This is a genomic window from Actinomadura sp. (genome assembly GCF_044508335.1).
Taxonomy (GTDB): Bacteria; Actinomycetota; Actinomycetes; order Streptosporangiales; family Streptosporangiaceae; genus Spirillospora.
Map to the genome: position 1 here is coordinate 23265 of NZ_JBIQHY010000004.1, position 14578 is coordinate 37842.

Sequence of the window (14578 nt, forward strand, 5' to 3'; positions counted from 1 at the left end):
AGCATTTCCGGATCACCGCTCCCCGGCCGGCAGCAGCGCGACGACCTCCCAGCCGCCCTCCGGGCGCGGGCCCGCGCGCAGCCGCCCGCCGAGCGCGCCGACCCGCTCGGCCAGCCCGGTCAGCCCGAACCCGCCGGACGGCAGCATCCGGCCGCGGCCCCGCCCGTCGTCCCGCACCGCCACCTCGACGTCGCCGCCGGCCCGCGCGAGCGTGACCCGCACGGTCGCGGCGTCCGCGGCGTGCTTGCGGATGTTGGTCAGCGCCTCCTGCACCACGCGGTGCGCGGACGCGGCCACCTCCGGCGGCAGCGCGCCGAGGTCGGGCGCGAGCGTCAGCGTCGCCGGCGGGTGGGTGAACCCGGCGACGAGCTCGCGGAGCTGGGCGAGGTCGCCGACGGGGCGGGTGGCGGAGCCGGTGTCGGCGAGGGCCTCCCCGTCCGGCGCGTTGACGTGCTGCGCGTCCCGCAGCAGGCCGACCATGCGGCGCATCGAGGTCAGCGCCTCGGTGCCGGCCTTCTCGATCCCGCCGAACATCGTGTCGAGCTCCTCCGGCGACTGCCCGGCCCCCGCCCGCGCCGCGAACCGCGCCGCCTGCGCCTGGACGACGATGCCCGTCACGTGGTGGGCGACGAAGTCGTGCAGGTCGCGGGCCAGCTCCAGCCGCTCGTCCCGGCGCGCCGCCGCCAGCGCCCGGGCCCGCCGCGCGTCCAGCGCCCGCAGGTAGAGGCCGACGCCGAGGGCGATCGACACCGTGATGCCGAGCGGGGCGGTGAACAGCGCCCCGCCGAGCACCGACCAGCGCAGCGGCGTCGCGAGGACCGCGGCGCCGAGCAGGAGCGCCAGCGGGACGAGCTGCTCGCGCCGGGTCTTCCACGCGACCCGCGCGATCACGATCAGCAGCCCGCCGATCTCCGCGAGCACGCCCGGGGTGCCCCACGACGGCCGGACCGCCGTCCCGACGTAGAGGGTGGTGAGCGCCGACAGCGCCCCGGCCGCGGCCGCCCACGGGACGAGCCGCTCGGAGAGCGCCGCGGCGTTGGCGACGGCGGCGACGGCCACCATCCACACGATGGACGCGTTGTGGTACCCGATGGCCAGGCAGACCAGCAGGAACAGGGACGCGAACACGGCGTACGCGATGCGCACCAGGCAGCCGCCCACCGAGTGGAGGCGGTCCAGCCGTGCCCCGAGGTCGCTCACGTCCATGGAGGGTACGGCCCCCGGGCGGGCACCGGATCGGCCGAACGGCCGATCCGGTGCCCGCCGCAGCTCGTCCGGACGGTCCCGTGGGTCGAATGAACATTCGAGAATGTCAGACCCGCCCCGTAGCGTTGACCACGTGATTTGAGCGACACCCGGGAACAGGCGTCGAACCCAGGGGCTTGTAATCACGTACTTGGGGTATGTGACAACCGGTGGCACCCGCACAGGAGCGGCCCACCGGGGTTCAAGGAAGGGGTGTTGGGCATGAGCGCAGCGACCGGCACGTTCCATCTCTCCCACCCGCGGCTCGACGGGCCCGCCGAGCGGACCATCGTGGAGCCGTGGCTCACCGAGCTTTCCCACGCGTCGCTGAACGCCTACGCCGAGCCCGCGCCCGCCCTGGCCCCGGTCGAGGCCCTGCCCGTCCGGCAGCTGCCCGCCCGCCGGCGCATCGCCGCCGCGGCCTGACGCACCAGCGAAAAAGGGGACCGAGGTTCTGCCTCGGTCCCCTTTTCCTTTGATCGTCTGTCTCATATATTGATATCTAGTTCTCAAAGTATGAGAAGTCGTCGTACGGTGGGAATCACCGGACAGAGAGGTGATCCCGATGCCGACCTACACCCACGGCCACCACAGGACCGTCCTGAGCTCGCACCAGTGGCGGACGGTCGAGAACTCCGCCGCCTACCTGGTCGAGCACCTGCGGGCCGGGCAGAGCGTCCTGGACGTGGGCTGCGGCCCCGGCACGATCACCGCCGGCCTGGCGGAACGCGTCGCGCCCGGCCGGGTCGTCGCCGCCGACTCCGCCGAGGCCGTCCTGGACGAGGCCCGCAAGAGCACCGCCGCCCTGGACAACGTCGAGTTCGCCGTCGCGGACGTCCACGCCCTGGACTTCCCCGATGACACCTTCGACGTCGTCCACGCCCACCAGGTGCTGCAGCACGTCGCCGACCCCGTGCGGGCGCTGCGCGAGATGCGCCGGGTCGCCAGGCCCGGCGGGATCGTCGCCGCCCGCGACGCCGACTTCGGCACGATGATCTGGTACCCGGAGCCGCCCGCCATGGACGCCTGGCTGCCGGTCTACTACCGGGTGGCCCGCGGCAACGGCGGCGAGCCCGACGCCGGCCGCCGCCTGGTCTCCTGGGCCCGCGCCGCCGGCTTCGCCGACGTCGCCGCGTCCGCGTCCGCCTGGTGCTACGCCACCCCGGAGGAACGCGAATGGTGGAGCGAGTCCTGGGGCGGCCGCATGGTGGGATCGTCCGTCGCCGACCACGCCGTCGCGGGCGGCCACGCGACCCGCGAGGAACTGCGGAGGATCTACGAGGGCTGGAAGGAGTGGGCCGCCACCGAGGACGGCTGGTTCTCGGTGACCCATGGCGAAATCGTGTGCCGCGCCTGACGCAGGGGGATTCCGGGGATAAGGTGGCTTTCCTTCCCAGCCCCACGGAGATTCCGTGCCACCGACCTTCGACACCGCGGTGCCCAACATCGCGCGCATCTATGACGCGATGCTCGGCGGCAAGGACAATTTCGCCGCCGACAGGGAGGCCGCCGACCGGCTGACCGAGCTGGAGCCGCTCTCGCCCCTGTACGCGCGCGAGCACCGCAGGTACATCGGGCGGGCGGTGCGCCTGATGGCGGGGTGCGGGGTCCGCCAGTTCCTCGACATCGGCACGGGCCTGCCCACCATGGAGAACGTCCACCAGATCGCCCACCGGCACGCGCCGGGCTCGCACGTGGTGTACGTCGACAACGACGCGAACGTCTGCGCGCACGCCCGCGCGCTGCTGGCGGACGACCCGGGGACCGTCGCGGTGGTCGAGGAGGACCTGCGCCGCCCGGAGCGGATCATCGACCACCCCGACACCCGGCGATTGATCGATTTCGGGGCGCCGGTCGGCATTCTGGTCACCGGTGTTCTGCATTTCGTTCCGGACGCCGATGACCCGTTCCGGTCACTCGGGGTTCTGGCCGGCGCGATGTGCTCCGGGAGTTACCTGGCCATTTCCCATATAACAGACGAAACCGTGCGGGAAACCCGCCCGTCCGACAACCGTTCCGGGATGGAGGTGTTCGCGAAGAGCAACGCCCCCATGCACTGCCGCAGCCGCGCCGACATCGCGCGCTTCCTGGACGGCCTGGACGTCCACGATCCGGGCATCGTGTGCATTTCGGAATGGCGGGCCCCGGACCCGTCGGTCATCCGGGAGGACCTGCGCGACGTGTGGCTCGCGGGCGTGGCGCGCAAGCCCTGATCAGCGCGGCGCGACCGCCATCGGCAGGGACGCGAACCCCCGGATGTAGGGGGAGTGGGGGCGCCGCGCCCGGGACGGGTCGAGTTCGAAGTCCGCCAGCCGGGCCACCATCTCCTCCAGGACGATCCGCGTCTCCAGCCGCGCCAGCGAGGCGCCGAGGCAGTAGTGCGGGCCGCTCCCGAACGTCACCATCCGGGACGTGTCGCGGTCGAGGTCGAACTCCTCGGGGCGCTCGAAGACGCGCGGATCCCGGTTGGCGGCGCCGGGGAGCAGCACGATCCGCGCTCCGGCGGGCACCGCGACGCCGTGCAGCTCGATGTCCTCGGTGAGGGTCCGCAGCTGCGTCGGGGCCGCGGTGTCGTAGCGCAGCGTCTCCTCGATCCAGTCGGGGATCCGGCCCGCGAACGCCTTGGCCCGCTGCCCGGGATGCCGCCACGCCCAGTACCAGGCGTTGCCGATCAGGTTGGCCGTGGTCTCGTTGCCCGCCCCGACCAGCAGGTGCAGGAACGCGATGATCTCGTCGTCGGTCAGCGGCTCCTCGTCCACGGCGGCGTCCAGCAGCGCCGAGGCCAGGTCGTCGCGCCGCCGGCGGCGCCGGTCGGCCACGATCTCCGCGAAGTGCCCGACCAGCTCCAGCAGGGCCGCGAGGCCCTCCGGGCCGATCTCCCGCGTGCCCGGCTCGCGGTGCATCGCCGTGTCCGCCAGCCGGCGCACCTCGGCCCGGTCCGCCTCGGGGACGCCGACCAGCTCCGAGATGACGTCGGTGGGCAGCCGCGCGGCGATCTCGGCGACCAGGTCGAACTCGCCCAGGCCGAAGGCCGCCTCGACATGGCCCCGGGCGATCACGCGGATGCGGGGCTCCAGCTCGGCGATCCGCCGGGGGGTGAACGCGCGCGACACCAGCCTGCGCATCCGCGTGTGGCGGGGCGGGTCCATCGCGATGAAGGACAGCGCCTCCTGCGCCTGCGGCCCCCAGGCGCGCTTCTCCAGCAGCGGCCCGTTGGCGCTGGAGAACCGCGCCGCGTCGCGGAACGCCGCCACGACGTCGGCGTGCCGGGACAGGGCCCAGAAGTCCAGCTCCTCGTTGCGGTATACGGGCGCCTCGTCCCGCAGCCGCGCGTACACCGGGTACGGGTCCGCGTCCACCTGGTGGAAGTCGTACGGACTGAACTCCACGCCCACCGCCGGGCCTCCCTGCCGCGTCGACGACGCCCCGCCCACAGCTTCGCCCGGATGTCCCCGCGAGGACAGACCAAGATCGCCCCAGGGCCGGAAGCGGCCACTTACCGGGCGGGGCCGGCCGCTGGAAGGGGCCGGTGGCTAGAAGGGGCCGGTGAGGTCGCCCAGCTTGTCGGTCAGCTGCAGGTTGTGGGAGTAGTCGACGGGGACGGTGACGACGGAGACCGCGTCCTCGGCCAGGGCCTTGCGGAGCGTGGGCAGCAGCTCGCCGGCGGACTCCACCCGGTGGCCGCGGGCGCCGAAGCTCTCCGCGTACGCGACGAAGTCGGGGTTGCCGAACCGGGTGTTGGAGCTGGTGCCGAGATCGAGGTCCATCTTCCACTCGATGAGCCCGTAGGCGGAGTCGTCCCAGATCAGCACGGTGATCGGGACGTTCTCGCGGACGGCCGTCTCCAGCTCCTGGGAGTTCATCAGGAACGCGCCGTCGCCCGTCGCGGCGAGGACGGCGCGGTCGGGGTGCGCGAGCTTGGCGGCGATCGCGCCCGGCACGGAGAAGCCCATCGACGACAGGCCGTTGGACACGATCAGCGTGTTCGGCTCGTACGTCGGGTACATGCGGGCCATCCACATCTTCACCGCGCCGGTGTCGGCGAGGACGATGTCCTCGCGTCCCATGGCGGCGCGGACGTCGGCGACGATGCGGCGCGGCGACAGCGGGTAGCCGTCGTCGGTGGCGCCGTCGGCGAGCTCCTCGCGGAGCATCTCGCGGATCCTGCGGCCCGTCGAGTGCAGCTCGTCCGCCGAACTGCCGCGGGCGGAGGCCGCGGGCCGGTCCGGGCCGGCGGCGTCGAAGCGGCGGTGGACGGAGTCGGCGAGCGCGCGCAGGCTCCGGGAGATGTCGCCCTGCACGCCGACCGCGACCGGGTAGTGGTCGTCGACCTCGGCGGGGAACTGGTGGATGTGGATGATCTTCTTGTCGGCCGCCGGGTTGACCTTGACGGGGTCGAACTCCTGCAGCTCGTACCCGACGGCGATGAGGACGTCCGCCTCGTCGAACCCGAAGTTGACGTAGTCGTGCCGCATGAAGCCGACGGCGCCGAGGGCGTTGCGGTGGTCGTCGGGGAAGACGCCCTTGCCGTTGAAGGTGGTCGCGACCGGCAGGCCGAGCCGCTCGGAGAAGGAGACCAGCGCGTCGCTCGCGCCCGCGCGGGTCGCGCCGTGCCCGGCGAGGACGATCGGCCGCCGGGCGAGGGCGAGCACGTCGGCGGCGCGGGCGATCTGGGACGGCGACGGCTCCTGCGTGCGGACGATGTTCACCGGCAGCGGCGCGAGATCGGCGGCGACCTCCGCCGCCTCGACGTCCTCCGGGATGGCCAGGTAGACGGCGCCGGGGCGTTCGGTCTGCGCGGTCTTGAACGCCTTGCGCACCATCTCGGGCAGCGCCTCCGCCCGCGGCGCCAGCTCCGCCCACTTGGTGATCGGGCGGAACAGCGACACCAGGTCGATGATCTGGTGCGACTCCTTGTAGATGCGGTCCAGGCCCACCTGCGCGGAGATCGCGACGACGGGCGTGCTGTTGGTGGTGGCGTCGGCGACGCCGAGCTGCAGGTTGATCGCGCCGGGGCCGAGCGTCGCGGACGCCACGCCCGCGCGGCCGGTCAGCCGGCCGTAGACCTCGGCCATGAACGCCGCGGCCTGCTCGTGCCGGACGAGGATGTAGCGGATGGACGAGTCGGTGAGGGCATGGACGAAATGGATGTTCTCCTCGCCCGGGATGCCGAAGACGTATTCGACGCCCTCCGCCTCAAGGGTCCTGACGAGCAGGCGGGCGGCGTCTTGCTGCGCGGACATCGTGTGTCCCATCTCCAGTCGCGTTTCTCTGGGTGCCTTCTGTGCAGCACCCGGAGGGATACCCCCATTCCTCGCCGCGATGTGGAGTCGATCTCACGAGTCGGCCATGTCCTTGATGGCGCGGAGGGTCGGCTCGTCCCGCACGCCGGCGATCAGCAGGGTCGTGACCGGGCTGTCGCGCCAGAGCTGGAGCCGCTCCTTGATGCGGCCGAGCGGGCCGAGCAGGGAGATGGCGTCGGCCAGCCCGGCCGGCACCGCCTTGATCGCCTCGTCCCGGCGGCCGGACAGGAACAGCTCCTGGACGCGCTCGGCCTGCTCCGCGTAGCCGAGCCGGCCGATCAGGTCGAGGTGGAAGTTGCGGTCCTTGGCGCCCATGCCGCCGATGTAGAAGGCGAGCGGGATCTTGGCGAACTCCAGCGCCGAGTCGACGTCGTCGGTGACGATCGTGGTGACGGTCGCGGCGATCTCGAAGCCGTCCGGCCGGTTCGCGAGCGACGCGCCGAACACCGAGTCGATCTGCCGCGGGTCGACGAACAGCGGCAGCCAGCCCTGCGCGACCTCGGTGGACAGCGCGACGTTCTTCGGGCCCTCCGCGCCGAGGTAGACGGGGATGTCGGGGCGGACGGGGTGCACGATCGACTTCAGCGGCTTGCCGAGGCCGGCGCCGCCCGGGTACGGCAGCGGGTAGTGCGGGCCCTCGCTGGTCACCGGGCCCTCGCGGCGCCACACCTGCCGGACGATGTCGAGGTACTCGCGGGTGCGGGCGAGCGGCTTCGGGAATGGCTGCCCGTACCAGCCCTCGACGACCTGCGGGCCGGACGCGCCGAGCCCGAGGATCACCCGGCCGCCGGACAGCGCGTCCAGGGTGAGCGCGTGCATCGCGGTCGCCGCGGGGGTGCGCGCCGACATCTGGACCACGGCCGTGCCGAGCTTGATCCGGGACGTGCGGGCCGCGTACCAGGCCAGCGGGGTGAACGCGTCCGAGCCGTACGCCTCGGCGGTGAACACCGAGTCGTAGCCGCAGCGCTCGGCGGCCAGCACGGTCTCGGTCTGGTCGTCGGGCTCGCGCTGCCAGTAGCCGACGTTGATGCCGAGCTTGAGTTCCGCGGTCACGTTGCACCCTCCGGTTGTCGACGCACGGCGATACTAGAACAGGTTCTAGTTTCCCGGAAGGGCGGGCCGGGCATGCGCGGGGGCCGCGGCGCGGCGCCGCGGCCCCCGGTCCGCCGCTATCCCTCCTTGATCTCGTCCAGCAGGCCCCGCCAGGCGGACGGCGTCAGCACCAGCGCCGGGCCGTACGGGTCCTTGGAGTCGCGCACCGCGCGGAGGTCGCTGGACAGGGGCGCCACCTCGACGCACTGGTCGCCGCTTCCGCTGCGGGACGACTTGCGCCATGGGGCACCGGTGAGTTCGCGCTGCAGGTTGGTCACGGGCTGCTCCTTGCTGCCTCGGCTATGAGGTGCGCGGAATCCTCGGGGGACAGTGCGACCGCCACGATCCGATCGAAGCGGTCCCTATGTTTTGCTATTGCCTCCGCACTCTCAAGGTAAACGTCGCCCATGGTGCCCTCTACGTAGGCGATATCGGGGTCTGCGGGGTCTGGATACGACAATATGGTGAAACGTCCGTCGAGGCCCGCATGCGCCTCTGCTGTAAACGGAAGTACCTGAATCGTCACGTTTGGGCGGGTTTTTGCGGCCTCTGCGAGAGCCTCCAGCTGCCCGCGCATCACGTCCGCGCCGCCGATCGGCCGGTGCAGCACCGCCTCGTCGAAGATGACGTGGAATCGGGGCGCGTCGGTGCGGTCCAGCAGCGCCTGCCTGATCTTGCGGGCGGCGATGCGCCGCTCGATGTCCTCCTGGGCGGGCAGCAGCCGGCCCGCCGTGATCACGGCGCGGGAGTACGGCTCGGTCTGCAGCAGCCCGTGGACGAGCTGGGGGTCCCAGGTGCGGATGTGGGACGCCTCGTCCTCCAGCGCGACGTAGCTGCCGGCGAAGACGTCCTGGTAGGCCGTCCACCAGCCGCGCTGGCCGGCCTGCCGGGCGAGGGTGATGAGCGCGTCGCGGTCGGGGCTCGGGACGCCGTAGAGATCGAGGATGTCGGCGATGTCGCCCGGCTTCGGGCGGGTCTGGCTGGTCTCGAGGCGGGAGACGGTGGCTCGCGACCAGTCGAGCCGGTCCGCCACCTCCTGCAGGGTCAGGCCCTGCTCCTCGCGCAGCTTGCGGAGCTCCCGCGCTAGGCGGCGGCCACGGACGGTGGGGCGGTAAGTCATGGGACTGGAGTCTTGCGACTCTTGACGCGCGTCACAACGCGATTGACGAAGCCCGCAGGAAGGGCTGGGGAATTCCACGAAGACGCTTGCGATCGTGAGAATCTCAGGAGAGTCTTGGATGCGTGACCGTCCGGAGACCGACAGTGACGGGCCGGGCGGCCGCGCACCGGGCACGTAGACCGCGGGAGGACCCGTGAAGAGCACGCCGGCCGATGTTGCGGCGGACGCCGTGAGCGACGCGTTGACCGAGACCGATTCGGCGGCCGTGCCCTACGCGGCGGCCGTCCCCCCGGCGGCGCCCGTGCCGGGCGCGGAGGTCCTGCCCGCGGTGGAGACCGTCCCCGCGGTGGAGGCCCTGCCGGATGCGGAGGCCGTGCCCGGCGCCGATGTCCTGCCGGGCGCCGCGCGGGACGGCGGCCCGGCCGCGGGCGACCGCGCGCCCGCACTGGTGTGGGCCCTGCCGGACGGCCCGGGCTGCGCCGCCCACGCCCGCCGCCTCCTGCGCGACGCGCTCGCCTCGCTCGGCGCGGCGCCCGACGCGATCGCGGACGCCCAGCTCATGGTGAGCGAGCTGGCGACCAACGCCCACCAGCACGCCGGCGAGCACGGCCCCCACGAGCTGTGGCTCTACCGCGGCGAGGGGCGGGCCCGCGAGGTCCGCTGCGCGGTCTTCGACGCGTTCGCCGACGCCGCGCTGCCCTGCTACTCGTGGACGTCCGGCGACTGCGGCCGGGGGCTCGGCATCGTCCGGGAGCTGTCCGGCGGCCGCTGGGGGCTGCGCCGCACGCTGTCGCGGCTGGGGCCGCCCGTCCGCGGCAAGGCCGTCTGGTTCGCCGTCCCCGGCGTGCCCCCCGGGCGCCAGTCCGGACGCTAGTCCTTCTCCAGCACCGGTTCCTCTCCGGCGCCGGCCCGCTCCAGGGCGGGGGCGATGTCGCCGACCATCGCCAGCAGCGACCGGGCGAGCAGGGTGTGCACCTGCTCGCGGTCGAGCGTCTTCTCCTGCAGCCACTGCCGCGTCGCCGCGTCCACCAGCCCGGTGTAGACGCGCAGGACGGCCCGCAGCGTCTCGGTCGGCTCCGGAACCCGCAGTATGGCGACCATGTGCTCGACCGCCTCGTCCTTGAACCGGTTGACGATGCGCAGGAGCTCGGGGTCCTGCCCGAAGCCCTCGGCGTCCAGCGCCGCGAACCAGGTCGTCGCGTTCTGCTCGGCGGTGTCGAGGAACACGTTCACCAGCAGCTCGACCGCCTCGGGCTGCGTCAGCCGGTCGTCCGGCGGCGGGACCCGCATCGCCGCGGACGCGGTCAGGCTCTTGACGACCTTGAGGAAGAGCTCCCGCTTCGTCCCGAAGTAGTAGTGGATCAGGCCGCGCTGCACGCCCGTCTCGCGGGCGATCGCGGCCGTGGACACCTCGGCGTAGGGCAGCTCGGTGAACATCCGCCGAGCGACGTCCAGGATCTGGGCACGCCGTTCGTCCGGGGACAGGCGCTGGTAGCTCACCTCGACAGCCTATTCTGTGCGGGCGGCCCGCGCCGTGCGGGCGGCGTGAGGGGAGCGCGCGTGAACGCCTTCGAGGGGACCGTGCGCCTGGTGGGCGAACGGCTCGTCCTCCGCCCGTTCGCGCTGGACGACGCCGGCACGCTGATCGAGGTGATCCGCGCCCGCGAGCACTTCCTGCCGCCCAACTTCCCGACGGTCCTGGAGGCCGAGCCCATCGCCTGGTTCCTGCGGGAGGGCGTCCACAAGGTCCAGCGTTTCGGCCTGGGCGTCCATCTCGCGGTGACAGAGCGGTACACCGGCGACCTCGTCGGCACCATCGGCCTGTTCAAGGTGGACTGGACGCACCTGACCTCCGAGGTCGGCTACGGGATGCGGCCCGCCGCGCGCGGGCGCGGCTACGCCACCGAGGCGCTCCGCCTGGTGTCCGACTGGGCGCTGCGCGATTGCGGGCTCTTCCGGGTGGAACTGCGCGCGATGGTCACCAACCGCGCCTCCGTCCGCGTCGCCGAGAAGGCCGGCTACGTCCGCGAGGGCGTCGCCCGCGGGGCCGAGCGCGACGCGGAGGGCGTCAGCCGCGACATGATCGTTTTCAGCCGGATCGCGACCGATCCGCCGCTTTCCGGCGCGCCGCCCGCCCATCCGGACGGCGCCTCCGCGAGGCTCTACGACGACGAGGAGGGACGGTATCCGTGACCGCTGGTGATCGGACGCTCGTGCTGTACGGGGAGGGCGCGCGCGAGGCCGCCCGCCGGATGCTGCCGAAACTGCCGGACGCGTGCTTCGTCCCGGCGGGGGCGGTCCGCGAGGCGGCCGGGAAGGCGGTGAAGGACGGGGTCGCCCAGCTCGTCCTGGTGGCGGGCATGGCGGAGCAGGTCGCCGTGCTGGGCGGCGCCGCGGGCCTGCTGGAGTCGATCACGCTCGACATGGACCTCGGGGTCGGGCTGGCCGGCGAGGTGTCGCGGGCGGCGACCTTCCAGGAGGTCCGTGCGCTGTGGGAGGCGGCGGGCAGGCTCGGGCCGTGCGGGCGGGAGCTGTGCCGCCGGGCGGCCGGCGAGCTGGAGCGGCTCGCCGCCGAGGCCGCGGGCGCCCCCCGCAGCCCGGTCGCCGTGCAGGTCGTCCTCGTCGACCCGGAGGACGACCGCGTGATCGGCATGTACGGCCGGACGGCCCGATGAGCGCCGTCTTGGTGAGCGTTCTTCCGGCGGGCGGGGGCCGGCCGGTCCCGCGGTCCGGCACGCGCGTGGCGCGGTAGGCGATCGGCAGGGCAGGGCGATGCTCACGGTCGTCGGCTGCGACGGTTCGCCGCTTTCCGAAGCGGCCGAGGCGGCTCTGGAGAGCGCCGCGCTGGTGGTGGGCGAGGCCCGTCTGCTGGAGAGGGCGCCCTTGCCGCCGGACGTTCACCAGATCGCCACGACGGATCCCGTAGAGGCGCTGCAAGGTGTCGATGTCACCGACCAGGACGTCGTCGTCGTTGTGGACGGCGACCCCGGCTACTTCGGCATCGTGCGCGAACTGCTTGAGCGAGGGCACGCGCCGGAGATCGTGCCCGCGGCGCCGCTGGTGGCGCGGGCCTTCGCCCACGCGGGGCTGCCCTGGGAGGACGCTCTGGTCGTCTCCGCCAGGGACGGGCATCTGCGGCAGGCCGTGAACGCGTGCCGGGCCCACCCGAAGGTGGCCGTGCTGACCGGTCCTGGGGCGGGGCCAGCGGAACTGGCGCGCGCCCTGTTCCCGGTCACGCCGCGTTCGTTCGTGGTCTGCGAGGACCTGGGCGGACCCAAGGAGCGGGTCGTGTACGTGCGTCCCGCGGAGGCCACCACGCGCCCGTGGAACGAGCCCGACGTGGTGCTCGTCCTGGACAACCGCCATGCCCTGGGCGAAACGGGCTGGGCCTCGGGGCCTCCGCGCGCCCCCGCGGGATGGGCGCTGCCGGCGGAGGCGTTCGGCGAGGGCCCCGGCCCGCGTCCGGACGTCCGGGCGTTCGCGCTGGCGAAGCTCGGTCCCGGGATCGGCGACATGGTGTGGGACGTGGAGTCCGGCGACGGCTCGGTGGGCATCGAGTGCGCGCGCTTCGGCGCCGCCGTCGTCGCCGTCGAGCGCGACCACGCGACGTGCGAGCGCGTCAGGCAGAACGTGCGGCTGCACGGCGTCAAGGTCGCCATGGCGTCCGGGGACGTCCGGTCGACCGCCGGGCATCTGCCCAGGCCGGACGCGGTGTTCCTCGGGCAGGGCGGGCCGGAGGCCGTGCGGGTGTGCGCCGCGCTCACGCCGGCCCGCATCGTCGCCGTGGCGGCGCCCGCCGAAGCGCAGGCCATACTGGACCTCCTGGACGAGCAGGGCTTCACCCCCGGCGCCGTCCGGCTTCAGGCGACCCGGCTCGACCGGCCGGAGCAGCCCGAGGACCCGGTGATCGTCGTGTGGGGCGAGCGGAACGCCCGGACCCCCGCACCGCCGACGTCACGGACGAGCCGTCCCATCGAGACAATCCCCGCGCTGCCCGGCGAGCCGGACGTACTTCCTGGCCCGGACGTATCTCCCCGCAAGGCGTGAAACCCTGGTAACCCGTCCGGAAGCAAGGATCCGGAGCACTGGAGGAGCGCAGTTGACCGTCCGTCAACCCCACCCGATCGAGGTCCGGTCGTATGAGATCCTGCGGTCCCGCGTCGACCTGTCGCCGATGCCGCCGCTGTGGCGGGCCGTCGCCGAGCGGGTGATCCACGCCACCGCCGACCTGGAGTACGCGGTGGACCTGCTGACCAGTGAGGAGCACCTCCGCCAGGGCTGGGCGGCGCTGCACGGCGGGGCGCCGATCGTCACCGACGAGGGCATGGTCGCGGCCGGGATCACCGCCCGCGAGACGGTCTGCCACGCCGCCGACCCGGCCGCCGCCCGGATGGCCCGCGCCGCCGGCATCACCCGCTCCGCCGCGGCCGTCCGGCTCGCCTACTCCGAGGTCGGTCCTGGCGCGGTCTGGGTGGTCGGCTCCGCCCCCGAGGCGATCTTCGAGATCATCGAGCGCCGGGTGACCCCCGCGCTGGTCGTCGGCATGCCGGTCGGCTTCGTCGGCGCCCGCGAGGCCAAGGAGGCGCTGCGCGCCAGCGGGCTGCCGCAGCTCAGCAACGTCTCGGAGAAGGGCGGCTCCGCGGTCGCGGCGGCGGCCGTCAACGCGCTCCTGTACTACGAGGCGGGACCCGGCGAGACGGGACGCCGCGAACCGGGGCGCTACGAACCGGGCCACCGTGAGGCGGGGCACCACGAGGCGGGGCACCACGAGGCGGGACGCCCATGAACGTCGACCTGCGCCATCACGGGGACGCGGAGGTCGGCGGCGGGCTCGCCGACTTCGCCGTCAACGTCCGGACGGGCACGCCGCCGGAGTGGCTGGCCGAGCGGATCAGGGCGTCCGTCGCGGACCTCGCCGCTTACCCCGACCCGCGCCCGGCGCGCCGGGCGGTCGCGCGGCGGCACGGCAGGTCGGCGGACGAGGTGCTGCTGACCGCCGGCGCCGCGGAGGCGTTCGTGCTGCTCGCGCGGGTCCTCGCGCCGCGCCGCGCGGTGGTCGTGCACCCGCAGTTCACCGAGCCGGAGGCCGCGCTGCGGGCCGCCGGGCACGAGGTGGAGCGGGTGATCCTCAGCAAGGACTTCACCCTCGACCCCGCGCTCGTCCCGGAGGACGCCGACCTCGTCGTGGTCGGCAACCCGACCAACCCCACCTCGGTGCTGCACCCGTCCGAGTCCGTCGCCGCGCTCGCCAGGCCCGGCCGGACGGTCGTCGTGGACGAGGCGTTCATGGACGTCGTCCCGGGCGAACCGGAGTCGCTCGCCGGCCGGCTGCCCACCGGGACCGTGGTCATCCGCTCCCTGACCAAGACATGGGGGCTCGCCGGGCTCCGCGCGGGGTACGTCTTGGCCGACCCCCACATGGTGGGGCGGCTCGCGGAAGCGCAGCCGCTCTGGGCGGTGTCCACGCCCGCGCTCGTCGCCGTCGAAGCGTGCTGCTCGCCGGAGGCCGTCGCCGAGGCCGAGGCATGGGCGGTCGAACTCGGCGAGGAGCGCGACCGCCTGGCCGCGGAGCTGACCGGACGCGGCCTCTACGTCGTCCCCGAGGCGCGTGCGTCGTTCCTGTGCCTGTGCGTGCCGGACGCCCTCGGCATCAGGGCCCTGCTCAGGCAGCGCGGCTACGCCGTGCGGCGCGGCGACACCTTCCCCGGGCTCGGCTCCGACTGGCTCCGGATCGCCGTGCGCGACCGTCCGTCCAACGACCGGCTCCTGCACGTGCTCCGCGAGCTCGGCATCTGACCCTGGAGCATCTGACCCTGGA

General features: G+C 73.4%; 16 protein-coding genes. 9 read left to right on the forward strand and 7 right to left on the reverse strand.

Translation table 11 applies throughout. The features are described 5' to 3' along the window. Positions 1-12: 12 nt before the first annotated feature. The gene (locus ACIWVC_RS02765; RefSeq protein ID WP_396445122.1) at positions 13-1200 is read right to left on the reverse strand and encodes a sensor histidine kinase; all 1188 of its coding nucleotides are present in this window, start codon (positions 1198-1200) and stop codon (positions 13-15) included. Between the two features lie 267 nt (positions 1201-1467). On the opposite strand from ACIWVC_RS02765, the gene ACIWVC_RS02770 reads away from it, so the two are divergent. The 3 genes from ACIWVC_RS02770 to ACIWVC_RS02780 all read left to right on the forward strand — a co-directional run bounded on the left by ACIWVC_RS02770 (position 1468) and on the right by ACIWVC_RS02780 (position 3458). Then, positions 1468-1671, forward strand: a complete 204-nt coding sequence (locus ACIWVC_RS02770; RefSeq protein ID WP_396445121.1) for a hypothetical protein — start codon at positions 1468-1470, stop codon at positions 1669-1671. Between the two features lie 139 nt (positions 1672-1810). Continuing rightward, positions 1811-2602, forward strand: a complete 792-nt coding sequence (locus ACIWVC_RS02775; protein WP_396445120.1) for a methyltransferase domain-containing protein — start codon at positions 1811-1813, stop codon at positions 2600-2602. Between the two features lie 55 nt (positions 2603-2657). Continuing rightward, on the forward strand, positions 2658-3458 hold the full coding sequence (locus ACIWVC_RS02780; RefSeq protein WP_396445119.1) for an SAM-dependent methyltransferase: 801 nt from the start codon (positions 2658-2660) through the stop codon (positions 3456-3458). On the opposite strand, the gene ACIWVC_RS02785 is transcribed toward ACIWVC_RS02780, so the two are convergent. The 5 genes from ACIWVC_RS02785 to ACIWVC_RS02805 form a co-directional block, all read right to left on the reverse strand. After that, on the reverse strand, positions 3459-4634 hold the full coding sequence (locus tag ACIWVC_RS02785) for a cytochrome P450 (protein ID WP_396445118.1): 1176 nt from the start codon (positions 4632-4634) through the stop codon (positions 3459-3461). It abuts the gene before it with no gap. A gap of 144 nt (positions 4635-4778) precedes the next feature. Next, entirely contained in the window at positions 4779-6488 is a 1710-nt protein-coding gene (locus ACIWVC_RS02790) for an acetolactate synthase large subunit (protein ID WP_396445117.1), read from the reverse strand. Positions 6489-6581: 93 nt separating this feature from the next. Continuing rightward, positions 6582-7601: an LLM class F420-dependent oxidoreductase gene (locus ACIWVC_RS02795; RefSeq protein WP_396445116.1), complete on the reverse strand. Its 1020-nt coding sequence runs from the start codon at positions 7599-7601 to the stop codon at positions 6582-6584. A gap of 116 nt (positions 7602-7717) precedes the next feature. Then, entirely contained in the window at positions 7718-7918 is a 201-nt protein-coding gene (locus ACIWVC_RS02800; protein ID WP_396445115.1) for a DUF397 domain-containing protein, read from the reverse strand. Continuing rightward, positions 7915-8760 carry a helix-turn-helix domain-containing protein gene (locus ACIWVC_RS02805; protein ID WP_396445114.1) on the reverse strand — a complete coding sequence of 282 codons (846 nt, stop codon included), beginning with the start codon at positions 8758-8760 and terminating at the stop codon, positions 7915-7917. Before ACIWVC_RS02805 ends, ACIWVC_RS02800 begins: the two co-directional genes overlap by 4 nt. Before the next feature lie 229 nt (positions 8761-8989). On the opposite strand from ACIWVC_RS02805, the gene ACIWVC_RS02810 reads away from it, so the two are divergent. Then, positions 8990-9634 carry an ATP-binding protein gene (locus tag ACIWVC_RS02810; protein ID WP_396445113.1) on the forward strand — a complete coding sequence of 215 codons (645 nt, stop codon included), beginning with the start codon at positions 8990-8992 and terminating at the stop codon, positions 9632-9634. Here the strand turns inward: ACIWVC_RS02810 and ACIWVC_RS02815 are convergent. Beyond that, on the reverse strand, positions 9631-10260 hold the full coding sequence (locus ACIWVC_RS02815) for a TetR/AcrR family transcriptional regulator (RefSeq protein WP_396445112.1): 630 nt from the start codon (positions 10258-10260) through the stop codon (positions 9631-9633). The two genes, ACIWVC_RS02810 and ACIWVC_RS02815, sit on opposite strands and share 4 nt — an antisense overlap. A gap of 60 nt (positions 10261-10320) precedes the next feature. Between ACIWVC_RS02815 and ACIWVC_RS02820 the strand changes: the two genes are divergently transcribed. The 5 genes from ACIWVC_RS02820 to cobC all read left to right on the forward strand — a co-directional run bounded on the left by ACIWVC_RS02820 (position 10321) and on the right by cobC (position 14556). After that, positions 10321-10953: a GNAT family N-acetyltransferase gene (locus ACIWVC_RS02820; protein ID WP_396445111.1), complete on the forward strand. Its 633-nt coding sequence runs from the start codon at positions 10321-10323 to the stop codon at positions 10951-10953. Continuing rightward, entirely contained in the window at positions 10950-11435 is a 486-nt protein-coding gene (locus tag ACIWVC_RS02825; protein WP_396445110.1) for a hypothetical protein, read from the forward strand. The genes ACIWVC_RS02820 and ACIWVC_RS02825 overlap by 4 nt, the downstream gene beginning before the upstream one ends. 97 nt (positions 11436-11532) lie before the next feature. Continuing rightward, positions 11533-12807, forward strand: a complete 1275-nt coding sequence (cbiE, locus tag ACIWVC_RS02830; RefSeq protein ID WP_396445109.1) for a precorrin-6y C5,15-methyltransferase (decarboxylating) subunit CbiE — start codon at positions 11533-11535, stop codon at positions 12805-12807. Between the two features lie 52 nt (positions 12808-12859). Further along, complete coding sequence (locus ACIWVC_RS02835) at positions 12860-13546, forward strand: precorrin-8X methylmutase (RefSeq protein ID WP_396445108.1); 687 nt, start codon at positions 12860-12862, stop codon at positions 13544-13546. Beyond that, positions 13543-14556: an Rv2231c family pyridoxal phosphate-dependent protein CobC gene (gene cobC / locus ACIWVC_RS02840; RefSeq protein ID WP_396445107.1), complete on the forward strand. Its 1014-nt coding sequence runs from the start codon at positions 13543-13545 to the stop codon at positions 14554-14556. The genes ACIWVC_RS02835 and cobC overlap by 4 nt, the downstream gene beginning before the upstream one ends. The last annotated feature ends 22 nt before the right edge of the window (positions 14557-14578 follow it).

Coding starts and splice junctions, on each gene's coding strand:
- ACIWVC_RS02770 (WP_396445121.1), top strand. CDS start 1,468: ATGAGCGCAGCGACCGGCACGTTCCATCTCTCCCACCCGCGGCTCGAC.
- ACIWVC_RS02775 (WP_396445120.1), top strand. CDS start 1,811: ATGCCGACCTACACCCACGGCCACCACAGGACCGTCCTGAGCTCGCAC.
- ACIWVC_RS02790 (WP_396445117.1), bottom strand. CDS start 6,488: ATGTCCGCGCAGCAAGACGCCGCCCGCCTGCTCGTCAGGACCCTTGAG.
- ACIWVC_RS02805 (WP_396445114.1), bottom strand. CDS start 8,760: ATGACTTACCGCCCCACCGTCCGTGGCCGCCGCCTAGCGCGGGAGCTC.
- cbiE (WP_396445109.1), top strand. CDS start 11,533: ATGCTCACGGTCGTCGGCTGCGACGGTTCGCCGCTTTCCGAAGCGGCC.
- cobC (WP_396445107.1), top strand. CDS start 13,543: ATGAACGTCGACCTGCGCCATCACGGGGACGCGGAGGTCGGCGGCGGG.